Source organism: Nostoc cycadae WK-1, from assembly GCF_002897135.1.
Lineage (GTDB): Bacteria > Cyanobacteriota > Cyanobacteriia > Cyanobacteriales > Nostocaceae > Nostoc_B.
Genome location: NZ_DF978430.1, coordinates 214,099 through 238,572 on the forward strand (window position 1 = coordinate 214,099; position 24,474 = coordinate 238,572).

20 protein-coding genes are annotated in these 24,474 nt (G+C 41.8%); 10 read left to right on the forward strand and 10 right to left on the reverse strand.

The window, feature by feature from the left end:
- Positions 1–62: 62 nt before the first annotated feature.
- The 3 genes from NCWK1_RS16085 (at position 63) to NCWK1_RS16095 (ending at position 3,314) form a co-directional block, all read left to right on the forward strand.
- Positions 63–1,352, forward strand: a complete 1,290-nt coding sequence (locus NCWK1_RS16085; RefSeq protein ID WP_096576917.1) for a glucose-1-phosphate adenylyltransferase — start codon at positions 63–65, stop codon at positions 1,350–1,352.
- A gap of 89 nt (positions 1,353–1,441) precedes the next feature.
- The gene (locus tag NCWK1_RS16090) at positions 1,442–2,053 is read left to right on the forward strand and encodes an AAA family ATPase (protein WP_340641206.1); all 612 of its coding nucleotides are present in this window, start codon (positions 1,442–1,444) and stop codon (positions 2,051–2,053) included.
- A 250-nt stretch (positions 2,054–2,303) separates the two neighbouring features.
- Complete coding sequence (locus tag NCWK1_RS16095) at positions 2,304–3,314, forward strand: DnaJ C-terminal domain-containing protein (RefSeq protein ID WP_103125398.1); 1,011 nt, start codon at positions 2,304–2,306, stop codon at positions 3,312–3,314.
- Between the two features lie 107 nt (positions 3,315–3,421).
- Here NCWK1_RS16095 and NCWK1_RS16100 read toward each other — a convergent pair whose 3' ends face one another.
- The 4 genes from NCWK1_RS16100 to NCWK1_RS16115 form a co-directional block, all read right to left on the reverse strand.
- Positions 3,422–5,092 (reverse strand): phosphatidylglycerol lysyltransferase domain-containing protein, encoded by a 1,671-nt coding sequence (locus NCWK1_RS16100; RefSeq protein ID WP_187308163.1) that lies wholly within the window; start codon positions 5,090–5,092, stop codon positions 3,422–3,424.
- Positions 5,093–5,142: 50 nt separating this feature from the next.
- Positions 5,143–6,045, reverse strand: a complete 903-nt coding sequence (locus NCWK1_RS16105; protein WP_103125399.1) for an alpha/beta hydrolase — start codon at positions 6,043–6,045, stop codon at positions 5,143–5,145.
- A gap of 61 nt (positions 6,046–6,106) precedes the next feature.
- Positions 6,107–7,054 (reverse strand): alpha/beta hydrolase, encoded by a 948-nt coding sequence (locus NCWK1_RS16110; RefSeq protein WP_103125400.1) that lies wholly within the window; start codon positions 7,052–7,054, stop codon positions 6,107–6,109.
- Between the two features lie 9 nt (positions 7,055–7,063).
- Positions 7,064–7,897, reverse strand: coding sequence for an alpha/beta fold hydrolase (locus NCWK1_RS16115; protein WP_103125401.1), 834 nt, complete (start codon positions 7,895–7,897; stop codon positions 7,064–7,066).
- A gap of 115 nt (positions 7,898–8,012) precedes the next feature.
- Between NCWK1_RS16115 and NCWK1_RS16120 the strand changes: the two genes are divergently transcribed.
- The gene (locus tag NCWK1_RS16120; protein ID WP_103125402.1) at positions 8,013–8,942 is read left to right on the forward strand and encodes a lysylphosphatidylglycerol synthase domain-containing protein; all 930 of its coding nucleotides are present in this window, start codon (positions 8,013–8,015) and stop codon (positions 8,940–8,942) included.
- A gap of 106 nt (positions 8,943–9,048) precedes the next feature.
- Here NCWK1_RS16120 and NCWK1_RS16125 read toward each other — a convergent pair whose 3' ends face one another.
- Complete coding sequence (locus NCWK1_RS16125) at positions 9,049–10,641, reverse strand: NAD(P)H-hydrate dehydratase (RefSeq protein WP_103125403.1); 1,593 nt, start codon at positions 10,639–10,641, stop codon at positions 9,049–9,051.
- A gap of 109 nt (positions 10,642–10,750) precedes the next feature.
- On the reverse strand, positions 10,751–11,548 hold the full coding sequence (locus NCWK1_RS16130) for a hypothetical protein (protein WP_245894913.1): 798 nt from the start codon (positions 11,546–11,548) through the stop codon (positions 10,751–10,753).
- A 410-nt stretch (positions 11,549–11,958) separates the two neighbouring features.
- Here NCWK1_RS16130 and mnmA point away from each other — a divergent pair, with 410 nt between their 5' ends.
- From mnmA to NCWK1_RS16160, 6 genes are all read left to right on the forward strand, one after another.
- The gene (gene mnmA / locus NCWK1_RS16135) at positions 11,959–13,014 is read left to right on the forward strand and encodes a tRNA 2-thiouridine(34) synthase MnmA (RefSeq protein ID WP_103125405.1); all 1,056 of its coding nucleotides are present in this window, start codon (positions 11,959–11,961) and stop codon (positions 13,012–13,014) included.
- Between the two features lie 585 nt (positions 13,015–13,599).
- On the forward strand, positions 13,600–13,842 hold the full coding sequence (locus tag NCWK1_RS16140) for a hypothetical protein (RefSeq protein WP_103125406.1): 243 nt from the start codon (positions 13,600–13,602) through the stop codon (positions 13,840–13,842).
- A gap of 7 nt (positions 13,843–13,849) precedes the next feature.
- Positions 13,850–16,660: a tetratricopeptide repeat protein gene (locus tag NCWK1_RS16145; protein ID WP_245894914.1), complete on the forward strand. Its 2,811-nt coding sequence runs from the start codon at positions 13,850–13,852 to the stop codon at positions 16,658–16,660.
- Between the two features lie 515 nt (positions 16,661–17,175).
- Positions 17,176–18,366 carry a sulfate adenylyltransferase gene (gene sat / locus NCWK1_RS16150; protein WP_103125407.1) on the forward strand — a complete coding sequence of 397 codons (1,191 nt, stop codon included), beginning with the start codon at positions 17,176–17,178 and terminating at the stop codon, positions 18,364–18,366.
- Between the two features lie 198 nt (positions 18,367–18,564).
- Positions 18,565–20,706, forward strand: coding sequence for a caspase family protein (locus tag NCWK1_RS16155; RefSeq protein WP_103125408.1), 2,142 nt, complete (start codon positions 18,565–18,567; stop codon positions 20,704–20,706).
- 113 nt (positions 20,707–20,819) lie between these two features.
- Complete coding sequence (locus tag NCWK1_RS16160; protein ID WP_103125409.1) at positions 20,820–21,659, forward strand: alpha/beta fold hydrolase; 840 nt, start codon at positions 20,820–20,822, stop codon at positions 21,657–21,659.
- A 75-nt stretch (positions 21,660–21,734) separates the two neighbouring features.
- Here NCWK1_RS16160 and NCWK1_RS16165 read toward each other — a convergent pair whose 3' ends face one another.
- From NCWK1_RS16165 to NCWK1_RS16180, 4 genes are all read right to left on the reverse strand, one after another.
- Complete coding sequence (locus NCWK1_RS16165) at positions 21,735–22,037, reverse strand: DUF1816 domain-containing protein (protein WP_096576943.1); 303 nt, start codon at positions 22,035–22,037, stop codon at positions 21,735–21,737.
- 96 nt (positions 22,038–22,133) lie between these two features.
- Positions 22,134–23,117 (reverse strand): 23S rRNA (guanosine(2251)-2'-O)-methyltransferase RlmB, encoded by a 984-nt coding sequence (rlmB, locus tag NCWK1_RS16170; protein ID WP_096576945.1) that lies wholly within the window; start codon positions 23,115–23,117, stop codon positions 22,134–22,136.
- Positions 23,118–23,212: 95 nt separating this feature from the next.
- Positions 23,213–23,695, reverse strand: a complete 483-nt coding sequence (locus NCWK1_RS16175; RefSeq protein ID WP_096576947.1) for a Mini-ribonuclease 3 — start codon at positions 23,693–23,695, stop codon at positions 23,213–23,215.
- A gap of 353 nt (positions 23,696–24,048) precedes the next feature.
- The gene (locus NCWK1_RS16180; protein ID WP_096576949.1) at positions 24,049–24,435 is read right to left on the reverse strand and encodes an STAS domain-containing protein; all 387 of its coding nucleotides are present in this window, start codon (positions 24,433–24,435) and stop codon (positions 24,049–24,051) included.
- Positions 24,436–24,474 lie beyond the last annotated feature (39 nt).

Sequence of the window (24,474 nt, forward strand, 5' to 3'; positions counted from 1 at the left end):
TCAGAGGCTACATACAGTCATAAACTGGGAGTGAGAGTTGAAAGGCAGTCGGGAGAAATTTTGTGAAAAAAGTTTTAGCAATCATTCTCGGTGGTGGCGCAGGCACCCGCCTTTACCCTTTAACCAAACTCCGAGCAAAACCAGCAGTACCCGTCGCAGGGAAGTATCGTTTAATCGATATCCCTGTTAGTAACTGTATTAACTCGGAAATTTTTAAAATCTACGTCCTGACACAATTCAACTCAGCCTCTCTGAACCGTCACATTGCGCGTACCTACAATTTTAGTGGATTCAGTGAAGGGTTTGTGGAAGTGTTAGCTGCACAGCAAACACCAGAAAACCCAAACTGGTTCCAAGGTACAGCCGATGCGGTGCGTCAGTATCTATGGATGTTGGAGGAATGGGATGTAGATGAGTATTTGATTCTTTCTGGTGATCATCTTTACCGGATGGATTACCGCCAATTTATTCAGCGCCATCGAGACACCAATGCTGATATTACGCTCTCAGTAATACCCATTGACGATCGCCGGGCTTCTGATTTTGGTTTGATGAAAATTGATCAAGCTGGTAGAGTGATTGATTTTAGTGAAAAGCCCAAAGGTGAGGCTTTAACTAAAATGCAGGTTGATACCACTGTCTTGGGTTTAAATAAAGAACAAGCCCAACAACAGCCATACATCGCCTCAATGGGGATTTATGTTTTCAAAAGAGAAGTTTTGATCAAGTTGTTGCGGGAAAAATTAGAAAGGACTGATTTTGGCAAAGAAATTATTCCTGATGCCGCCCAAGACTACAACATTCAAGCTTATTTATTTGATGATTACTGGGAAGATATTGGGACTATTGAAGCATTTTATAATGCCAATTTAGCCTTGACCCAGCAACCACAACCACCTTTTAGCTTCTACGATGAAGAAGCACCGATTTACACGCGCCCACGTTATCTACCACCTACCAAATTATTAGAATGTCATGTCACCGAATCAATTATTGGTGAAGGCTGTATTTTGAAAAACTGCCGCATTCAACATTCAGTTTTAGGTGTGCGATCGCGGATTGAATCGGGCTGTGTCATCGAGGAATCTTTGCTCATGGGTGCAGACTTTTATCAAGCTTCTGTCGAACGTCAATGCAGCATCGAAAAAAATGACATTCCCGTAGGTATTGGTACAGATACCATTATTCGTCGGGCAATTATTGATAAAAATGCTCGCATTGGTCACGATGTGAAAATCATCAACAAAGATAATGTGCAAGAAGCTGACCGTGAAGGTCAAGGCTTTTACATCCGTAGCGGTATTGTCGTTGTTTTGAAAAACGCTGTGATTCCTGATGGCACAATTATTTAAAAGTGCTGAATCACCGAAGTTTGCCCGGAGGGAAACCCCCCTTGCAACTTCTTGCTGAGTTAAAAGTGCTGAGTTTTAAACTTGGAGTTATGAGTATAACTGATTACCACTGTTCTCTGTTAGCTTCTGACTCAGCAACGCCACTTGCTGTCCTTCGGGAACGCCTTCGGCGAACAAGTCGGGGAACCCGCCCAACGCAGTGGCTCCTCAGCACTCAGCACGGGCTGAACGCCCCGCTACCGCTAACACAACTTATACTACTCATTGGCCTTCCGGGTAGCGGTAAGTCAACTGTGGCAAAACAATTAATTGCTGAATGCCCCCAGATGCAGCTGATTTCTACAGATGCTATCCGGGGGCAATTGTTTGGGGATGAAATAATTCAAGGGCCTTGGTTTCTGGTTTGGCAAGAAGTTGAACGGCAACTCCAACAAACTGTTGCTGCTAATCAATCAGCGATTTTTGATGCTACCAATGCTCAAAGAAGCCACCGCCGCGAACTTATCGCCTTCACCCGTAACTTGGGCTTTTCTCCAATCGTAGGAATTTGGATGACTACACCAGTATGGCTGTGTTTAGCACGAAATAAACGCCGCGATCGCCAAGTTCCCGAAGAAGTAATCTTGCGGATGCACCGTCAACTCCGGGACGCTCCACCTAGTTTAGAAGAAGGATTAGACGACTTGATTAAAATAGGGTGAATAGTCAAAAGGCAAAAGGCAAAAGGCAAAAGGCAGAAGGATAAAGCATGAAATTTCAGACTTCAGACTTCACTCCCTTTTTCCAGAGTACGGAAATTGCGCTGGTGTAGTGAGCAAGAACCCCACTTGATTTGGTGTATTGTTTGTTAATTTAAAATCAGAATCTCATTGCTGGGCATTATACCTAGCAAAATATAAATCTCCCATCTTACAAAAAAACTTAAAGGAAATTTCTACAGGAGGCTGGTAGATGGCTGCAACCGACTTCAAAGATTATTATTCACTTTTGGGAGTTAGTAAGACTGCCACTCCAGAAGAAATTAAGCAAGCCTTTCGTAAACTAGCCCGCAAGTTTCACCCTGATGTTAATCCAGGGAACAAACAAGCAGAAGCCCGGTTTAAAGAAGTCAACGAAGCCTATGAAGTCTTATCTGACCCAGATAAGCGCAAAAAATATGACCAATTTGGTCAATATTGGAAACAAGCGGGCGAAGGTTTCCCTGGCGGTGGTGCTGGGGTTGATATGAATGGTTTCGATTTCAGCCAATACGGCAGTTTTGATGAATTTATTAATGAGTTGTTAGGCCGCTTTGGTGGTGGTGCGCCTGGTACTCGCTCGACTGGCAGACAAAACTACTCTTATCGCACGGCTACAGGTAGACCTGGTGGCGGTTTTGGCAGCGGTTTTAACGATTTTGGTTTTCAAGATGTTGGTGCTGGTGCTGCTCCAGATACGGAAGCGACAATTAGCTTGACTTTTGCGGAAGCCTTTGCTGGTGTACAGAAGCGCTTTAGTTTGGGCAATGAAACCATTGACGTTCGCATTCCCGCTGGTGCTAAACCCGGTACTCGTTTGCGGGTGCGGGGTAAAGGTCAAATCAACCCCATGACGCAACAACGGGGAGATTTATATTTAAAAGTTGAACTGCAACCCCACTCGTTCTTCCAAATTGAAGGCGATAATTTGGTTTGTGAAGTGCCAATTACACCCGATGAAGCCACCTTGGGAGCTTCGATTGATGTGCCTACACCCGATGGCAATGTAAATGTTAAGCTGCCTGCGGGAGTGCGTTCTGGTCAATCGTTACGTTTACGGGGTAAAGGCTGGCCGCTACCTAAAGGTGGACGCGGTGATCAAATGGTGAAAGTAGCGATCGCCCCACCAAAAGACCTCAGCCCACAAGAACGCGAGTATTATGAAAAAATTAGGGCGATACGTACATATAACCCTCGCAGTCATTTACAACAAGTTAAGTTGTAATTCTTCATCCGTAATTCGTAATTTTTCATTGCTGATCTAATTACGAATTACGCGATTATACTTAAGCTAATAAAATCTAAAATTTATCCCCCAACACCGTCAATTAATTAGGCTCCTGGTTTGAAATAATCGAGGAGGCGATCGCCTGAGTCGGCGCGTATTAAGCCGACAACGACATTAGGTAAAGCTGTTAAACTAGGATAAACCAAATAACGGGGTTCCCAACTAGGACGAAACTTGTCTTTGTAGGCGTGTAAGCCTTGGAAGTTGTAAAAGTGGTTTAAATGTTCGTAAAGATAGTGTAGAACTTTCTCTAAGCGGCGTGACTCTGGATTGTCACCAACTCCAGCCAAAGCGGAAAGTCCAAAATTAAAGCTATCGTAGCCTTCTTCTTTAAAATGTTGCAGTAGGGAAGTAAATAGAAAGTCCATCATCCCATTTTCCATTGTGGAACGATGGCGCATCATATCAATGGTGATTTCGTTTAGCTGATACTCTGGTAAAACGTTGGTGAAAGCCGCGATCCCACCTTCTGGAGTATGCACAACCGCAATTATGCAATTACGCAGATAAGTTTCGTCAAACCACCCTAAAGAAAAGCGTTTTTCTGAGCCTTGCGCCATCTTTAACCATTCGTCGCTCACAGGTTTGAGTTGATGTAACAAGTCATTTGCTATGGGCGGTTGATAAAAGTTGACTTGATATCCAAGTTTCGTTAACCGATTAATTGATGGGCGAAAGTTTTTACCCGCTTTACCTTGTAGAGTAAAGTTCTGCAAGTCAACGATCGCCTCTTCGCCAATCTTCAGTACCCTAAATCCTAGCGAAGTATAGAGGTCGATATCGTCGGGTAAAGTTTGATAAAAGGCTGGATACCAATCGTTGCGTTGACAAAACTGCTGAAAACTGACAATTACTTCTTTGCGGTCTTCAATTGGGCCGATGGGATCTCCAAGAGCGATCGCACCCCGTCCTTTTGGTACATAAGCAATCACACTTTTACCAGAAGGACTAAAAAAGTAACTTTTATCACTTAACAGTGTAAATGCTGCTAACGAAGAGCAACCATAATGTTCAACAATTTCTTTGGCTTTTTGTCGTTCAATGGAAGTTGCTGGATTTGCCAAAAATACAGGCTGCAACAGCATCACGACTGCAAAGGTAACTGTGCTTGCAGCAATTACATATATAGAATTAGCGAAAAATTCTCCAAATTTAGTAGTAGGTTGTAACCCCCAATTATCTTCAGCAAAAAACATTGCCAAAGTCTGAATTATGGCTTCTCGCCAATTAAAGTTTTCTGTAAATTTACCATCTAATAAATAAAATCCCACTGTTCCATAAGCCAAGGTAAACAGCAAAGCCCCAATCAATACCCGCACACCTCTAGCAATTGAAGGTCTATCTGATTGGGCTGTAAACACATGGCGCATCAAAATTAATTGTCCTAGCACGATACCAGACAATATACTTTCTTCATAATCTAATCCTTTGAGTAGATGGCTAAAAATCGAAATAATTAATAAACTAATTGATAATAGCCAAGCAACACGCTTGCGGCGTAATAAATTAGTCGCTAATGTTAGCAAAACAAAGCCTGTTAGGGCAGCAAATATATGACCGCTGGCACGAATTTCAAATGGTAAAAATTCCTTTAACCAATGATTCCGCCCATACAAGTTTGGTGTAACTGCGGATAAAACATTGACTATTCCCACTAACCCAGTTAGGACAGCTACGCTCCAAAGTCCAATTTGAGTTTTGAAGTTCTTAATCATTAGTTAGTTTAAATTATTATTATTATATTTATCTACTAAAATCCACGTAACTATTTTTTAGCTGCTTTAAATTGTTCTCCCACATAAGAGAGGGAATCTTTTAAATGCTTGTGAAAGTAATTCCAGCCAATATCGGCTCCAGATAAACCGTGGCCTCCAGGAAAAGCATAGAAGACATTAGCTATATTTAATTTGTTTAGGACTTGGTGAAAAGCTTTAGTAGAAGCCAACAAATTAGAATCATTCAAACCTGCATCAAGATATATTCTTAGTCGTTTTTTATCAACAATTGATAGCTGTTGAACTATTTGTAAAGGACTATTTTGCGCTCCACTGTTATCGGTAAAGTAACCGCTATGACTAAATAATATATTGAAGTTGTTGAGATAGCGTAACCCAATATTAAATGCTCCCCATCCACCAGAAGATAGACCTCCTAAAGCCCAAAATTGTGGTTGCTCTAAAGTCCGGTAGCGTGACTTAACAACTTGTACTAATTCTAAACCAATTAAAGCCGCAATTTTGCCATTAGTCCCATCATAATAATCGGGGTCATATAAAGGGCTAGAACCGCGATTATCATTACCATCTGGTGTAATGATAATTGATGGTGGTAATTTGCCAGTTTTATATAATTCATGTAATACGCTGATGATGGCGTATTTATCAGCATAAGCACGCGCATCATCATGGCCACCATGTAATAAAAATATAACTGGATAGCGGGTTTGGGGATTTTTCTGATAGTTAGGAGGTAAAATCACACCATATTGGCGAACTGTACCCATAGCTTGGGAATTGAAAGTTTCTATCTGAAATTTTAAGCCTGTATCTGCTTGTTTTTGGGGTGGATCTAATTGTGGCGCACCTAAGATAAAAACATAGTAATATGTTGTAGTACTAAGAATAGCGATCGCACCTGCTAAACTTAGAAAAATTTTAGAAATTTTCATGTATTTATAGCTCGTAAAAGAGGCTAATATCCCCGACTTCTTTAAGAAGTGGGTAATCTTATTATTTATGTGTTTGCTGATTAACACCTAAATTATCAGCAGCATGGGCAATTTCCGCAATCCGGAATTGTTCGCCAACAAATGTTAGAGAATCTGCTAAATGTTCTCGCCAATATTGCCAAGTATGACTGCCAGGAAATTGTCGAAATTGATTGTAAACTTTTTGTTGGTTAAGAACTTGCATAAATGCTTTAGCATCATCAAGCTCTTCGGTATCAGATAGACCTGAGTCTAGATAAATTCGCAATCTTTTTTTTGCTTGGTTAGGCAGAGTTTTGATATAAATTATTGGGCTATTTTGCGCTCCACTATTATCTTTAAAATAACCGCTATGGCTAAATAAAATTGAAAAGTTCTGCAAATTATGCAACCCGACATTCATTGCCCCCCAACCGCCAGAAGATAATCCACCCATCGCCCAAAAATCGGGATTTGGTAAAGTGCGATAACGACTCTGCACTACTTTTACCAGTTCAGATCCCACGGCTGTAGAAACTTTACCATTGGGGCCGTCGATATATTGGGGATCAAAATAAGGGCTAGAGCCGCGTTTGTCGTTACCATCGGGCGTAATGACAATACTGGGTGGTAATTTCCCTGTGGTGTAGAGTTTGGTTAGAGTTTTGAGTGCTTGTCCTTTTTTATCGCTGAACCAATCAATGGGTTCACCATGTCCACCATGAAGCAGAAAAATTACGGGGTAACGTTGTTGGGAATTTTGTTCATAGCCAGGGGGTAAAGAAACGCCGTATGTACGTTTTCCTAGCATTACTTGGCTGTCGTAAGACTCAATTTTATAGGTGAGGGGAGTAGCTAAGATATTAGCATTTGGTTGCGCTGGTAAGGAAGCTGTGATTGTTTCTGGTAGTTTCGCCGCTACACCTGGAGAATATTTACAACCAACTAAAGATATTACTGAAATTAGTAGTAGGATTTTTTTGTAGTTCATAGTCAGAAGTTAAAAATAAACTTGTTGGTTTAACCAATTTGCGATCGCTTGATTAACTAACTCTGCACACTCTGCCATTACGAGATGTCCAGCTTGGGCAAAATGTAAGTGAGTACTGTTCACAAAGTGACTCGCTAAATCATCCCCCATTTGTTGGGTAAACATGGGGTCTTTTCCCGCAGTAATTACTAAAGTTGGAATATGCAAATTCTGCGGTAGTGGATGACGAACAAAAAAGTTATAGTCCCAAAAAATTTCTAAGGCTTTGTAAGCATCAAAATCAGTTGGTATAGGATTTTCCGCAAAAAATCTTTCCATGACGCTGTGACGGTAGGAAGTTGAGAGAAAGTTATTGAAGACTTGCACTCTTGGTAAATGATAAAGATATCTTCCACCCCAAGCCATTAACTTCATCAACGGAATTTCCCACCAAGGTGCTAAATCATGAGTTCCACCAGCAATAGCAATCATGGCACTTACTTGATGGTGTTGGGCAAATTCTAAACCGATAGGAACGCCATAGCTATGACAAAATAACACAGGCGATATAATGCCAAACTTATGTAATAATCGCCCTAAATCTCGGCAATGTCGTCCGATAGAATAACGCGAGTAACAGCTAGACTTTCCATGTCCAGCTAAATCATAAGCTAGAACTTCCCAACCTTGATTTTGGGCAAATTCATATTGCATTCTAAAGTTAAAATGATTGCCCATTCCTCCGTGGATAAAAACTATCGACGGAGTCACACCAGGACTATGGCAAACTTGTAGATTTATTCCTCGCCGCAGGTGAATTGAGGAACCTATTAAGGCATCTTCAAAACAGTCATCATCTGTCATGGAAAGTTGCTACATTACTTATTTAAGCTGTGATTGTTTTCCATCCAAAGCTTAAGCCTGTGATATGACAATGCTGTGTCAAGGTAATGGAATATTTGCGAATAGGATTTAAAGAATGCCCAAAAAGCTGCGAATTAACTTTAGTTCTTTATTTGGCTTGTTGCTGCTGGTGTTGTCTGTATGGGCGATCGCTAACGAACTACGCGAGTATAATTATCATGATATTCTGGCGGCGATCGCTGCAATTACCAAACAACGCCTGATTTGGGCAATTTTGTTGACGGCTTTAGGTTATTTAGTGATGGTTGGGTATGATGTTTTGGGCTTTGCTTATATTCATCATGCCCTACACTGGCAAAAGATTGCTTTGACTAATTTTATTAGTTCTAGCTTCAGCAATACTATCGGTTTTGCCTTGTTGACAGGTAGTGCTATCCGCTATCGTTTTTATTCTAGATGGCAAGTCTCACCAATTGCGATCGCCCAAATAATTGCCTTTGTTAATTTCAATTTTTGGTTAGGAATGTTTGCGGTTGCTGGGTTACTCTTTCTGATTCACCCTTTAAATATTCCTACGCAACTACATTTACAATTTACTACCTTACGTCCTATTGGTGTGGTATTTCTCACCTTAATTATTATTTATTTAATTAGTAGTTTATTTATTAAACACACATTAATTATTCATAACCATGAATTTCGCTTTCCATCGTGGCAAATATCCTTGATGCAAATCATTATTTCTAGTTTAGATTGGATGTTGGCCGCAGCGGTACTTTATGCTTTATTACCTACCAACATAGCTTTATCTTATCTAGACTTTTTAGGAATTTATTTATTAGCAATGTTCGCGGGGATTGTGAGTAATGTTCCCGGTGGTTTAGGTGTATTTGAAACAGTAATTTTATTAATTATTTCAGCTAAAATTTCCGCAGCGGCTGTTTTAGGCTCAATGCTGGCTTATCGCGGCATATACTATTTTTTACCGTTACTATTCGCAACAGGGGTATTGGTATTTGATGAAATTAGAAGAAACCGAAGGTAAAATTTTAAAAGGGAATAAGGAAATCCCCATAATTAAACTCAGTGTATCGAAATTAGTACTTTAAGCAATATATTTAATAGTGATTGCTCTCATTGAATGCACTAGATTAGCACTGTTGAATCCTGACAGCAGACATTAAATATTGTGTTAATGTCAACGCATCTACACCTAGTTCTGTACGCTCTTGTGCTGCTAAAATTCCAGCTTGAGAATGCCACCAAGCCGCAGTAGCTACAATATTTTCTATAGGAAGTTGTTTTGTAGCTGCTTGTGCTAATAATCCTCCCAGTAAACCCGTCAGCACATCACCACTACCACCACGAGCTAAAGCTGGGGTACTTTCGGGATTAATCCAGACTACACCTTGAGAATTGGCTATTGCAGTTCTCGCGCCTTTTAACAATACTACTGCGCCAGTTTGGGCTGCGGCTTCCCTGACAGCTTGGATTCTGTCATGTTTGGCATCAGAAACATCAGGAAATAATCTTTGAAATTCGCCAGTGTGAGGTGTAAGTACAGTTGCCGCTTGGCGCTGTTGTAAGGTGGGGATAGTTCCCAGTTGTGCCAGAATATTTAAACCATCGGCATCGAGAACTAAAGTGCGATCGCTCTCAATAACTTCTCTGACAATGGGAGTCGCTTCGCGGGTTAAACCAGGGCCACAGGCGATCGCATTAAAAGAACTTAAGTCTGTATTTTCTGGTAATTGTAGTTGTAAAATTGCCCCACTCTCGGTTTCTGGGCAACCAATAATTAATGCTTCTGGTAAGTGCGACACCAAAATAGATTTTAACGATTCAGGAACAGCCACTGAGAGCATCCCCACACCACTAGCCCGCGCCCCTAAAGCTGTTAAAATTGCCCCGCCAGCGTAACGTCTCGAACCACAAATTAATAATAAATGTCCTGCTTTATACTTATGTGTCACTGCTGGACGCGGCAAAGGTAAACTAGCAAGTGCAGTTTTTCTAGTAATCCGTTTAATTTTCGGTGTATTTCCCAATATTGCTTCTACATCTGCAAACGGAATATCAAAATCAATTAATTCCCCTTTGCCAACATACTCTAAAGCATGATCCTGCAATAAACCCAGCTTCCACAAGCCCAAGCATAAGGTGTAAGTAGCGCAAATCGCTGTCCCTAAAACCTCGCCCGTATCGGTATGCAAACCCGAAGGGATATCAATACTAATAATCGGTTTTTGCCATTCATTAAAATGATTAATTGCGGAAGCGATCGCATCAGTAAGCGGTCTTTCTAACCCAAACCCAAATAAACCATCAATTAAAAAATCACAATTCGGCAATTGTTCAAGAGTTTCGTAACAAGAAATACCCAAACTTTGAGCATATTGCCAATGTTGAGCAGTTAATTCCTTTAACTTAGAAAAAGGCGAATATATCCAAACTTCATACCCACGAAAGTGTAATTCACGGGCGACAACCAACGCATCGCCACCATTATGACCAGGGCCAACTAAAATCCCTACACGATAAATATTCCTAGACAAGGGAAACAACTCTTGAATACGAAGGGTAATCAGTCCCGCTACCTTTTCCATCAAAGCAGCTACAGGCATTCCAGCGGCAAATATCCGCCCTTCAATATCCCGCATTTGCCCAGCGGTGACTACAACTTGAGAAATATATTCTTGCCTATTTTGAGAGTGATTGATATTAATAGGAGATGCGTTTTCCATTATTAAAAATTTCCCAGTTCATCTGCTAATAGTAGTTGAGTTAAAGGTTATAAAATTGGCATAAACTCTTTACTTTTTAACTTTTAACTCAGCACTCATTAATCAGCACTCACCTACTGTAATAAACTCTGGAATCACCAAATCCTAAATCCCGTACATATTTATTCCATCTGTCCGCATCACCGCGTTCTGCAAACGGCCCTACCGCTACATGGGGGCCGTATGGCTTTTGTCTTTCTTGAACTAAACTCGAATATCCACTTTTACGGATAATTGTGTCAGCAATTATCGGCAAGTCTTGGGTTTTCCCTGGAATAACAACATAGTATCTATTCTTTTTATTTTCAGAAGATCCTCTGGTGTTATTGCTAAAAGTCTGTATTTCCTGTCCGTTAGCAAAGCTGACAACCTGTGCGCCACGAATCCCGAATGATTCTAATTGTCTGACACGCTGTTGAGCGTTAGATGCTCTGTTAAATACTCCTGACTGAATAATAGAACGTCCTTGATATTGCCGGATATAAGCCCCTGGTTCAATTTGGCGGACTCTTTGCAGGGTTTGGTAATTATCGCTATCAACATATACAAAGTAGCGTTCAAAGTTCTGGCTGTATTGATTTGGCTGACTTGGTTGAACAATTACAGGCTGTGGCTGAGATTGACTGTCTGTGGATGGGTAAATCAGCGGATTTGGCTCATATTGCTGAATTTGCCCTGGTTGTAATTGGGGTAAAGTTTGTTGATTTTCAGGAGTGACTAAAGTATCTGGCGGTGGTGGTAATGTCTCAATTACTGTTTGTTGTGACAGCAAAATATGATGACTGTTGATTTGTGCTTGGGCTGGCTGAGTATGGGAAATAATTGCTAAGGAACTTCCCAAAATTAACGGTATTATTGGCAATGCCATAAACTGACCTGATAACTGTATGGACATAGTAGTAACAACATTTTTCAAGCTATATAGTCTAAGCATAAATTCAGCAGGGACAGGTGGCAATGGATACATATTAGGGAACAGGTTTGAAAGCCTTTAAGTATCCATATTTGATGATTAGTCTCTGCCCTAACTTATTTAGCGATCGCTATACTGACAAAATTTTAGTTGTTGTCATGACGAATTATTCATTTAGTAACCCAAGTGCTTAACTAGTAAGGGTTTGAGATATATATGCTACAATTGAGCAGTCGCGCGGCTGCCGTGTTGTGCTTGTGTGAAAAGCCTCTACTCGCGCTCTGAGTACTGTTTTAGTGCTGAATCACGTGAAAGTTTTGGATAATTTTATCGTCAGCAGCTGCTAGTCTAAAAAAATTAGAGATATGAAAAAAGTTGTCGTTGGTCTTTCCGGTGGCGTTGACAGTTCTGTCGCTGCTGCTATCCTGCATAATCAGGGCTATGAAGTGATTGGTTTAACCCTTTGGCTAATGAAAGGCAAAGGGCAATGTTGCTCTGAAGGAATGATCGACGCGGCTGATATTTGCGAACAACTGGGGATACCCCATGAAGTTGTCGATATTCGGGATGTCTTTCAGACAAATATTGTTGATTATTTAGTATCTGGTTACAGTATCGGCATTACACCGTTGCCTTGTTCGCAGTGTAATAAAACGGTGAAGTTTGGCCCAATGGTGGAATATGCCCGTGAACAATTGGGATGCGATCGCATTGCTACAGGTCATTATGCCCGAATTGGCTATGATGAAGCAACTAATCGTTATCAATTATTAAGGGCAGCTGACCGCAACAAAGACCAGTCTTATTTTTTGTATGATTTGTCTCAAGATTTACTCGCAGCTTCTGTATTTCCCTTGGGAGAAATGGAAAAAGCAGATACCCGCCGGATTGCGGCTGAATATAATTTGAAAACCGCCGATAAGCCCGAAAGTCAAGACCTCTGCTTAGTGGAAAGCAACGGTTCCATGCGGGCATTTTTAGATAAGTATCTCGCTCCCAAACAAGGCGATATTGTGGATACAACAGGCAAAGTTTTGGGACAGCATGATGGTGTACATCATTACACAATTGGTCAGCGCAAAGGTTTGGGAATTGCGGCAGCGGAACCATTGTATGTGGTGGAATTAGATGCTGTAAATAATCGTGTCGTGGTGGGCGATCGCACCCAGGTAACTCAGCCAGAATGTACAGTAGGCCGAGTAAATTGGGTTTCCATCGCTGAACCAGCCACCCCCATTCACGCCGAAGTGCAAGTCCGCTATCGTTCTCAGCCTGTACCAGTAACAGTAATTCCTCTGGAAAATTCCCGCGTCCGCTTGGTATTTGATGAACCACAGTTCAGCATTACTCCTGGACAAGCAGCGGTTTGGTATGACGGGGAAAAAGTTTTAGGCGGCGGTATTATTGAGCAGTTTGGTTAGAATTACGCCGTGTGCAACCTTCCTCCAACCTAACCCTCAACCCCTTACCTACAAGGGAAGGGGAGCAAGAATTAAAGGCTCTAACGCCACTTGCTTCTCCTCATCTCGGCTTTTCAGTATTTAACGTAGGTTGGGTGTAGCAAAGCGCAACCCAACAGATATACGGATGAAGATCGCTTAACTTTAAAGACAGTCACTACAATTTTTAGCAAATGCGATGTCTGGCGACAAGCCGCTTCTCGTCTACATCGAATTTTGACATTTCAGGTTCTAAGTAGAACGGCTTAAATACACGCTATGTCATTGCGAATGAAACGAAGTGGAATGTTCGCGTAGCGTTCCCGCAGGGTAGCAATCACAAGGGTTATGCCGATTCTACATTCTGTTATATGGTTAGGTTTATTCTCACCGACTTACTTAAACGGCAACATTCTTGTTTGAAGTAAGAACGTTCCTGTTTCAAGTGAGAACGTTCTTGTTTGAAGTGAAGACGTTCCTGTTTGAAGTAAGAACATTCTTGTTTGAAGTGAAAACGTTCTTATTTTGAGCTTGAAGTTTCGTGTTCTGAGGTGGAACGATGGAGTTATGAAGCTGAAAGTTGAACCTTTTTACTCGAACGTTGAGGTTCAAAGAGTGAAAGGTGAGGCTTTGAAGTGGAAGCGTCAGGAAATTTTCTGCGTTGGGTGTTGTGGGATGTGGTTTTGTCTCACGCAAAAGCCCAAAGATGCAAAGAAGAATAAAAAGTTTTTTGACTTTTATCACAACTGCTTTGCGGAAAGCGCTGAAGACGGCATGATTTACTTCATAGCCAAACCTACAAGCTTGTGAGTTGAGAGTGAAAAAATTACTCAGTGCGATTAACGCTGCGGGTATCTGCCTAACACCTTGGATGGTAGCAGGTGCGATGACAACAGGGTTATTGTTAAGTTTGCCAGTTAAAGCGATCGCGCAACAGCAACCAAGCGCATATTCACCAGAGCAACAAGCAGCCTTAAAAGAAGCGGAACAACTAGCTCAACAGATAGTAAAGTTATCGCAACAAGGAAAATACAGTATCGCTATCCCCTTAGCAGAACGTTCCTTGGCGATTAGAGAGAGTGTGCTGGGTAAAGAACATCCCAATGTCGCCATTAGCTTGGATAATTTGGCTGCAATGTATTTAGCACAGGGGAATTATCAACAGGTAGAACCTTTATTAAAACGCTCCCTGGCGATTAGAGAGAAAGTGCTGGGTAAAGAACATCCCAATGTCGCCAATAGCTTGAGTAGTTTGGCTGTACTGTATTTAGTACAGGGGAAATATCAACAGGCGGAATCTCTGTATCTCCGTTCTCTGGCTATCTCAGAGAAGGTACTTGGCAAAGAACATCCATTAGTGGCCTCTACCTTAAATGATTTGGCTGCATTGTACGCTGGACAAGGGAATTATCAACAGGCAGAATCACTACATCTGCGCTCCCTTGCTATCTCAGAGAAGGTGCTAGGTAAAGAACATCCCTCCGTCGCCAATAGCTTGAATAATTTAGCACTACTATATCTAGTACAGAGGAAATATCAACAGGCGGAACCACTGTATCTCCGCTCCCTTGCTATCGATGAGAAGGTGCTGGGTAAAGAACATCCAGAGGTCGCTTCTAGCTTGACTAGTTTAGCTGCACTGTACTACGCACAGGGGAACTATCAACAGGCGGAACCATTGTATCTCCGCTCTTTGGCTATCTATGAGAAAGTATCAGGGAAAGAAAATCCAGAGGTCGCCAGGAGTTTAAATAATTTGGCTGCACTGTATCGAGAACAGGAGAAATATCAACAGGCGGAGACTTTGTTTCAACGCTCCCTAGCTATTAGAGAGAAGGTGCTGGGTAAAGAACATGCTTCTGTCGCCGAAAGCTTGAATAATTTGGCTGGACTGTACCAAGCACAGGGTGATATTACTCGTACTACTAATTTCTTACACCGTGGTTTAGAAATTGAAGCGCAAAATCTTAATCTGATTTTTGCCGTCGGCTCAGAACAAAGAAAACAGAATTACGTGAAAACTTTTACAGGGACAACTAATATTACTGTGTCTTTGTCTCTAAAAGAAGCACGTAACAATTCAGATGCCGCATCTTTAGCACTAACTACAGTAATACGTCGCAAAGGATTAGTATTAGATGTCGTTGCTGACAGCATCCAAATACTACGCGCTCAACTTGACAAAAACCCAGAAACTCAAAAATTATTTGCTCAGTGGTTGCAAATACAACAGCAACTCTCAGTCTTAGTATTCTCCCAATCACTAAGACAAGCTACTAACCCTAAAACTCAGCTTGAGCAACTAGATGCCGAGAAAGAAAAGTTAGAAGCAACTATTAGTGCTAAAAGTGCCGAATTTCGTACACAAACACAACCAATAGAGTTAGCAGCCATTCAAGCCAAAATCCCCAAAGATGCAGCCTTGGTAGAAATTATCCAGTATCGACCATTCAACGTTAAAGCCAAAACAGATGCTCAAAAATTTGGTAAACCCCACTATGCAGCAGCAGTGTTGCGCTCTAGGGGTGAACCAAAGTGGGTTGATTTAGGTGAAGCAGCAGAAATTGATCAATTAGCCATTGATTTCCGTGCAAATTTAGCCACTGGAAGAACATTTAAAAAACTCGCCCGCAGTTTAGATGAAAAATTAGTCGCACCCATCCGTCATTTATTGGGTGATGCGAGTCATCTTTTAATTTCTCCTGATGGGCAATTAACATTAATTCCCTTTGAAGCATTAAAGGATGAGCAAGATAAATTTTTAATTGAGCGTTATGCTTTTTCTTACCTCACCAGTGGGCGAGATTTATTACGGTTTCAATCAAATGTTAAAAATGCTTCTGCACCTGTAGTGCTGGCAGATATTGACTACAACAACCAAGGACAAACGGTAGCCTCTGCTAAGACAGATGGTGTCAGAGGTTCTCAAAATCAACGTTCTGGTGATTTAGCAAACCTAGAATTTGAAGCGTTAGCTGCTACTAAAGAAGAAACTGATGCTATTAAAAAGATTTTGCCGAATGCCAAATTACTATTAGGTAAAGATGCCACAGAAACCGCAGTTAAACAACTACAAAGTCCCAATATTTTACACTTGGCTACTCACGGTTTCTTTATCACTGATGCTGAACAAAATCTCAACGCATCAACAGATTTTGAAGGAACTCCACGCGCCCCAAAAATTTTACAAGTTGAAAATCCCTTGTTGCGTTCTGGGTTAGCGTTGGCTGGGTTCAATAAACGCAAACAAGCAATCAACAACAATGATGATGGCGTGTTGACAGCGTTGGAAGTAGCTGGCTTAGATTTGCGTTCTAATCAATTGGTGGTGCTGTCAGCTTGTGATACTGGGAAGGGTGATATCAAAGTTGGCGATGGTGTTTATGGTTTGCGTCGGGCTTTGGTAATTGCTGGTTCTCAAACTCAGGTTTTAAGTTTGTGGCTGGTGGATGATGCGGCGACGAAAGATTTAATGGTGAAGTATTACCAGAACTTGCAGGCTCTTAAGGGGAGACATGAAGCGTTACGTGCTGCACAGTTGGAAATGCTCAATAGTCAGGAGTATGAGCATCCGCAATTTTGGGCGGCGTTTGTTCCTTCTGGTAATTGGACACCGTTGAATCGCTAGAACATCAATTCAGTAATCCTGAAAGAACCTCTCCCCCAACCCCTCCTGACAGGTGTAGGTTTTTGATTAGTGAATCGATACTCTAGGGTGTCAGATGTCGGGATGCGGAATTTAGCTGCTATGCTAGACCAATTCACGAAAATCTTGATACAAAATTAATGGTTTTGAATTCTTTCCCTCTACTCCCTGCCTCCTGCCCCCTGCGACCTACTTGTATCAAACTTAAAGTGAACCTCTAATGGAGAATTATCCATAGTATTCATTGCCTACTTTACAATTTCAAGAGTTTAGTGTCTATTTTAAGGCAACAAATGAGAGGAGAAGATATCCGCTTGCCCGCCTGTTTGACGAACTTGCTAGAAGCCTAAACATTTTTGCTAAAAGTGCGTAGGGGGAGCATCGTCGTAGACATCGCCCGAAATCCCCGAACTATTTTTTCTCTCAGTACCAGCATTTGATAAGTTAGTTAATACATAGTTTGCAACAATTACAGTTATCGCTAAGAGGGGATTACGTTGAGTCACCATCAAGATGCTATTGCGCCGCACGGTGGAGAGTTGGTAAATCGCATCGCCACACCGGAACAAAGAGAAGAGTTTCTCTCTAAAGCGGATTTTTTGCCTCGCGTGCAACTAGATGAGCGTGCGGTTTCTGATTTAGAAATGATTGCGATCGGTGCTTTTAGTCCACTGACTGGTTTTATGAACCAGTCAGACTACGATCGCGTTGTCACCCAAATGCGTCTGGCTAACGGTCTGGTATGGTCAATTCCAATTACACTTTCAGTAGCAGAAGAGATCGCTGCTCCTCTGAAAGAAGGTGATTTAATTCGCTTAGATAACCCCACAGGTCGGTTTATTGGGGTTTTACAACTTACACAAAAATATACTTACGACAAACTGCGCGAAGCTGTCAATGTCTACCGCACCGACGACGCAAATCATCCTGGTGTGCAGGTAGTTTATAACCAAGGTTCTGTACATCTTGCTGGTGATATCTGGCTGTTGCAACGAGATCCCCATCCCCAGTTTCCTACTTATCAAATTGATCCTGCTGCTTCACGGCAAATGTTTCGGGAAAATGGCTGGAAAACCATTGTGGGCTTTCAAACTCGTAACCCCATCCACCGCGCTCATGAATATATCCAAAAGTGCGCCTTAGAAACTGTAGACGCTCTATTTTTGCACCCGTTGGTGGGCGCAACTAAAGATGATGACATCGCTGCTGATGTGCGGATGCGCTGCTATGAAATTTTGCTGGAGCATTATTATCCTGGCGATCGCGTAGTTTTAGCCATCAACCCCGCAGCAATGCGCTATGCTGGCCCCCGTGAGGCAATTTTCCATGCTTTAGTTCGCAAAAACTACGGCTGTACTCACTTTATTGTCGGACGAGATCATGCAGGTGTGGGCAATTACTACGGCACTTATGACGCTCAATATATTTTTGATGAATTTGAGCCAAGTGAAATCGGAATTGTGCCAATGAAGTTTGAACACGCATTCTACTGCACACGTACCAAGCAAATGGCGACGACTAAAACTAGTCCCAGCAAACCAGAAGAACGCATTCACCTCTCAGGAACAAAAGTGAGAGAAATGCTGCGTCGGGGTGAATTACCGCCACCAGAATTCTCCCGCCCAGAAGTCGCAGCCGAGTTGGCGCGGGCAATGCGAGTTCCAGTACCAGTTCCTGCGTTGACTTAGTAATGAAATAAACAGACAGCAAGGGGAATTATTTCCCCAAGTCTCTCATTCTCTGTAGCTGTCTGTAACTATAGATTTTGGCTGATTTAACTACTGTTGTAGTTTGTCAAAAGGTAAGTAGTAAAAACTTTAACTTTACAGTCAAGACATCAGCCCCTTAAGCTGTTAGCTGACAGGCTGAGGACTGATAGCTAACTTATGAAGCGTCGGACTTTTTTACAACGGATTGGCTCAATACTGGCGGTGTTGGGTGTAACTGAAGCTGAATGGTTAACTTTGAGCGATCGCTATGCCCAAGCTTTAGCACAACCTACTCCCCGAAAATTAGCTTTATTAATCGGCATTAATCAATACCGCAAAAGTCCCTCACTTAGTGGCTGTCTCACTGATGTGGAACTACAAAAAGAATTGTTGATTCATCGGTTTGGCTTCTTAGCTGCCAATATTTTGACGTTAACTGATGAACAAGCCAGCCGCGAATTTATTGAAGCAGCTTTTTTAGATCATTTTGGTAAACAAGTTAAATCTGATGATGTCGTCGTTTTTCACTTTAGCGGCTATGGGACTCGCATCAAATTAAATGAGTCGGAGGATACGCTACAAAACGCTTTAGTGCCAACAAACGAAAATTTAGAAATTCAAAATGAAAATATAGCAACTTATCTGTTAGAAGAAACTCTTTTATTATTACTGCGATCGCTCCCTACAGAACGCGTTACCGCAGTCTTAGATACTAGTTATGATACACCTAGTACAATTCAACCAACAGGGTGGCGCATTCGTACCCGTCAAGAGTTACCAACGGCACAGTTAGCAACCGCAGAAATCGAATTTCTCGAACAACTCAAAACCAAAACTTTATTTAGCCCTGCTGTCATCTTATCTGCTACTTCTGATCCCAAACAAGTCGCTAAGGAAGGACTATTTTCTGGTTTTAGTGCTGGCTTATTTACTTATGCTTTAACCCAATATCTCTGGGAAACTACTCCAGCCACGACGCTGCAATTCAGCCTCTCTCATGTGGATAGTACAATGTTCAAATGGGGTAGCAAACAGCAGCCCAGTTTAGTCAATGGTAAAAAAGCTTTAACCAGTGAAAGTTTGCTGTTAGACCAAAATACTGGTGCAGAAGGAGCAATTATTGCTACAGAAGAAGACGGTAAAAATGTCCAACTCTGGTTAGGTGGACTCCCCGCACAAGTATTAGAAAACTATGGTGTGAATTCTCGGTTCACATCTGTGAATGGCGAACAGTTAATCTTGCGATCGCGCACAGGGTTAACAGCAAAAGCGCAAATTTCTGCCGGAGATGTTGCAAATCCTCTCCAAGTTGGACAACTTGTCCAAGAAGCAGTAAGGGTTTTACCCCGCAATATCAGTTTAAACATTGCCTTAGATTCAGCACTGGAAAGAATTGAACGAGTTGATGCTACCAGCGCTTTTGCCGCAATGGCATCTATGGTTAGTGTTGTCACCGGAGAACAAACACTAGATTATGTGTTTGGTAAACTTTCGCAAACTCCTAGCCGTTATGCCTTATTCACTCCGGCTGGACAGTTAATTGCTAACAGTGCAGGTGAAGTTGGGGAAGCCGTAAAAGTAGCAGTAACCCGATTAGGAGCAAAATTACCGCATCTATTAGCAGCAAAGTTATGGCGACTCATAGAAAATGAGGGTTCTTCCCGCCTACCAATCAAGAGCAGTTTAGAAATAGTTAATGGTATATCACCCAAAGTAATCCTACAACGGGAAACCTTACGCACTCTTGACCCAAAAATTCCCAAAAAATCACTCAACGGGCTGAATGCACCGCTAACAGCACTCAGCACTCCTATTGTGCAGATTGGGAGTCGAATTCAATATAGAATCCAAAATAAAGGCGATCGCTCAGTATATTTAATGCTACTAGGATTAAAAAACCATAGAACGGCGATCGCTTTCTATCCTTGGCAAACTGTTGAAGAACCAAACACTTCCGAAACTAAACCTTTACTCCAACAAGTGATGATCCCGGCTGGCGAAACTATCACCTTGCCACAAAATGTTGCTACATCTGGATGGACAATTTCGGGGCCAGCTTACGAATGCGAACACCAATTAATTCTAAGTATTTCCCCTTTCACCACTACCCTCAAAGCTTTAGAAACTCCTAAGTATCCGGCGGGAGATCAACAACCTATTGGGGCATTAGTCAATCCTTGGGAAATCGCCCAAGCGGTATTACAAGATTTACATAACGCCAGCATCACCACAGCCGAAATGAATGGTACAGCTAACGATTTATATCAATTAAATGTGAATCATTGGGCTAGTTTTAACTTTAGTTTTCAAGTCAACTAATTAAGTATGAAGTGTGAAATTTTTAGTATGCAATTAATCTACGGCTAAATAAATTATGTGAATAGTGTTGACTACACTATTGAGTCAATCCCAAATCTCAAATCTAAAATTGTATGATTCAAATTGTGGATGCTATCAGCCTTAACACTTACGTTCAAGGTCAAGGATTTCCTATTCTAGCGATACATGGTCATCCAGGTTCTGGTCGTAGTCTTTCTGTGTTTACCAATCACTTATCAAAACGCTTTCAAACTTTCGCCCCAGATTTGCGCGGTTACGGCAAAAGCCGCTATCGAGGTAATTTTGCCATGACAGATCATTTAACTGACTTAGAGGCGCTTTTAGACCGTTGGAAAATTGAAAAATGCGTGATATTGGGTTGGTCTTTGGGTGGTATTTTGGCAATGGAATTAGCCTTGAGGATGCCGCAGCGTGTTACTGGGCTAATTTTGGTAGCCACAGCCGCTAGACCTTATGGCAGTCATCCCCCCATAACTTGGCAAGATAACCTTTATACAGGGATAGCTGGCATACTGAATTTAATCAAGCCTAGTTGGCAATGGAATATTGAGACATTTGGCAAGCGATCGCTATTTCGTTACCTGATTCAACAACATACAGCTACTGCCTATAAATACATTGCTCAAGAAGCTGTACCAGCTTATTGGCAAACCTCGCCTGCTGCAACTCGTGCTTTGTCCACTGCGCTACGATCTAGATACAATCGCTTAACAGAACTAGAGCAGATTAATTGCCCTAGTCTGGTACTAGCAGGCGCACAAGACCGCCACATCACAGCTGAATCCAGCCTAGAAACCGCCAGAAACCTCAAGAATAGCCAGTGGCAATGTTATCCCAATACTGCACATCTTTTCCCCTGGGAAATTCCGCATCAGGTACTGAGTGACATTGACCAATGGTTAGAAGCACACCAAGAAAATTTTAGATTTTAGATTTGCAATTTTGGATGGAAAGTTCATCTAAAATCCAAATGCTAAAATCCCAAATTGATTGATTGTTTGCCTAAATTACATCTGACCGCTAAAGGCAGGCTTTACTTTGCGGTCAATCCGTTCCCCCAAGTCTTCGGCAATTGTCAAATTATCTGGTTTACAGCGTTTTACATTCACCTGTATTCCTTGCGCCCCTTCAAGTTCTAAATCTTCCACATAGCCTTTTAAGGCTATTTTGGCATCAGCAGAAGTCAGAAATGGCCCAAAGTAGTAAGTGCAACGGGGGTTTTGTGTTAATATTTCTACCCACCACGCTAATCCGAGACTATTAAATGTGTTGATTAAAGCTTCTTTCATGTCGTACCCGATGGTTTTCATGGTAGTTGCTGATTGATCAATCTGGTAGTAGTTGTTAGATACTACGCTGCTATTTTGTATGCTTTACATTTCTTTATACTCTTTTGCTCTTATTTTTCAAAGAGGTTTTTGTAACTTATTCAGATACAAAGTGTTTAAAGAACGTTGGCGATATACCTCATAAAGTGCCATTCCAGCGGCAACTGAGGCATTCAAACTAGGCGTTTTTCCTTGTAAGGGAATTGACACCAAAACATCACATGCACGTTGAGTTAACATGTTTAAGCCTTCGCCTTCAGAACCGATCACCAAAACCACAGGCCCAGTAAAGCGGACGGTATGTATGGGTTCGCTACCTGTGGCGGCGGTGCCGTAAATCCAAAAGCCAGCTTCTTTGAGTTCTTCCAAAGCGCGGCTAAGGTTCACAACTCTAGCTACAGCAAAGTTTTCTAAAGCGCCTGCGGCTACTTTTACCACTGTTGAGGTGATCCCCACAGCCCTTCTTTGGGGAATAACTAAGCCTTGAGCGCCGATTGCTTCAGCAGTACGGATAATGGCTCCTAAGTTATGGGGGTCAGTGATGCCCTCAGCTACTACAATGACGGGATCGTTGGCGACAGATTTGGCTTTGGCAATTAAGTCTGGTAATTCTAGGTATGAGTAGGGAGCAATTTGGGCTGCTATACCTTGGTGATTAGCACCTCCAGTAATTTGATCTAGGCGCTTAGGTTCTACTTCATCAATAACTGAGCCATTATCTTTTGCTTGAAGTAGCAAATTGTGAAATCGGGGATCATAACGTAACCGAGTTGTTACCCAAATCCGATTGAGTTCACGTTGATTTTCTAAAGCACTCAAAACTGGATGGCGACCATAGATCAAATCACTTTCGTTATCTTTATCTTCTGTATTTTTGAGAACAGGAGATGGGTGGGATAAGTGGCGATTTGGGTGGGAATTGCTGGGAGTGGGAAGACTATCTCGCTCTCCTGGTTTGGCTTTCCGAATAGGATTACCAATAAAACGTTTACTTTTAATTTTCACAGTTCGCCCACGATTGGGTTCGCCAGATGTCTGGAGTTTTTTGGGTTTGCTAGTCATAATGAGTTTCAATTTATTAGCTTATGAGTAGGCATCCTGAATTCTTAAGGTGTTAAACCGAACACACCAATTTGTGATTCATCAGGTGAAATTTCTCACTCTTGTTCGAGATGAAGTTTCTGCAACAATTCGGTTAAGCGTGGGATATCGGTAAGATACAAGTAACCAATCAAAGTTTCTAAACTAGTTGCTTGTTGATAAATTTCGGGAGAAAGGCGCTTGGGTCGTCCTGTAGAGGCGTTACGTCCCCGACGGACAATTTCTAGTTCGGCTTCCCTCAGATGAGGAATCAGCGATCGCAAATGTAGGGCTTGTGTTTCCGCTCTCACCTGGGCCACTACCAAACGGTGGTAATTTTCTAGTCGCTGTAATGGCAATAGATAGAGTATTCTAGCATAAAGCTCATAAATTGCGTCTCCTATATATGCTAGAGCAGCAGGAGAAATTTGCTGCACTTGTGTTGGGGGAATTGCTTGGCGTAATTGCACTGTGTTTGCTAAACAGGCTTGCACCCAAGATAAATCAGGTATAGGAGGTTCATCTTGTCTATCTATTGGCTCTTCCTCCTGGGACTCCACAAATTCATCATTCCTTAACAGAATATTTTTGAGGTAATTAATTTTTCTTGAGTATGTTTAAAGTATCTTACGTAGCACAATCTATACTATCAGGATTACCCAATTAATTCTATCTTTTTATAGGAGATTTTGGATTCAATAAATTAGACACAAGACAGCAGGGAACAAGAATTAGTCTATTTCCTGTTGCCTAACCGGAAGGGCTTTTAAATCTTTAAGTTGTTTGATATATCAATATGGCTGGCTTTTCTACCTCTCTCGCTAGGAGAGAGAGGTTAGCGTCCAGCTTTGATAAAAATTAAGCTATCCAGATAAACTATCGGATAGCTGAATTTCACCCTTTGGTTAAACTATCAAGACTCTTTGATGTTTTCTAGAGCCACGTCCACTGTAGTTTGCAGAGAGAGAAACTTCTCTAAGCGAACAAGTTTGACAGTTTGGGTAACGCGGGGATTAGAGACAATTTGCAAGGTGCCTTCAGCGTTTTGAGCCTGCTTGGCCAGCTTTACCAAGGCTCCCAAGCCAGAGCTATCAACAAAGTCAATTTTTGAGAGATCCAGAATAATGTGCTTTGGCCCCTCTTCAATTTTACTACCCAGTACCTTGCTAAATGTCGGTTCAGAAAAGGCATCTAACAAACCTGTGAGGCGGAATAGCTGATAGTTATCCCGGGCTTCACGAGTGCCTCTCAGGCTTACGGTTAGATTAAGTGGTTCAGCAATAATTCCCTCCTCAATCATTAAAAGTGAACGCTCAAGTATAGATGGTTTTTATGCACA

Bases quoted from the DNA above. Each gene is read 5' to 3' on its own strand.
- NCWK1_RS16090 (WP_340641206.1), top strand. From the start codon at position 1,442: ATGAGTATAACTGATTACCACTGTTCTCTGTTAGCTTCTGACTCAGCA.
- NCWK1_RS16120 (WP_103125402.1), top strand. From the start codon at position 8,013: ATGCCCAAAAAGCTGCGAATTAACTTTAGTTCTTTATTTGGCTTGTTG.
- NCWK1_RS16125 (WP_103125403.1), bottom strand. From the start codon at position 10,641: ATGGAAAACGCATCTCCTATTAATATCAATCACTCTCAAAATAGGCAA.
- NCWK1_RS16155 (WP_103125408.1), top strand. From the start codon at position 18,565: ATGAAGCGTCGGACTTTTTTACAACGGATTGGCTCAATACTGGCGGTG.
- NCWK1_RS16105 (WP_103125399.1), bottom strand. From the start codon at position 6,045: ATGAAAATTTCTAAAATTTTTCTAAGTTTAGCAGGTGCGATCGCTATT.
- NCWK1_RS16115 (WP_103125401.1), bottom strand. From the start codon at position 7,897: ATGACAGATGATGACTGTTTTGAAGATGCCTTAATAGGTTCCTCAATT.
- NCWK1_RS16110 (WP_103125400.1), bottom strand. From the start codon at position 7,054: ATGAACTACAAAAAAATCCTACTACTAATTTCAGTAATATCTTTAGTT.
- NCWK1_RS16095 (WP_103125398.1), top strand. From the start codon at position 2,304: ATGGCTGCAACCGACTTCAAAGATTATTATTCACTTTTGGGAGTTAGT.
- NCWK1_RS16160 (WP_103125409.1), top strand. From the start codon at position 20,820: ATGATTCAAATTGTGGATGCTATCAGCCTTAACACTTACGTTCAAGGT.
- rlmB (WP_096576945.1), bottom strand. From the start codon at position 23,117: ATGACTAGCAAACCCAAAAAACTCCAGACATCTGGCGAACCCAATCGT.
- NCWK1_RS16165 (WP_096576943.1), bottom strand. From the start codon at position 22,037: ATGAAAACCATCGGGTACGACATGAAAGAAGCTTTAATCAACACATTT.
- mnmA (WP_103125405.1), top strand. From the start codon at position 11,959: ATGAAAAAAGTTGTCGTTGGTCTTTCCGGTGGCGTTGACAGTTCTGTC.
- NCWK1_RS16180 (WP_096576949.1), bottom strand. From the start codon at position 24,435: ATGATTGAGGAGGGAATTATTGCTGAACCACTTAATCTAACCGTAAGC.
- NCWK1_RS16100 (WP_187308163.1), bottom strand. From the start codon at position 5,092: ATGATTAAGAACTTCAAAACTCAAATTGGACTTTGGAGCGTAGCTGTC.
- NCWK1_RS16130 (WP_245894913.1), bottom strand. From the start codon at position 11,548: ATGGCATTGCCAATAATACCGTTAATTTTGGGAAGTTCCTTAGCAATT.
- NCWK1_RS16140 (WP_103125406.1), top strand. From the start codon at position 13,600: ATGAAGCTGAAAGTTGAACCTTTTTACTCGAACGTTGAGGTTCAAAGA.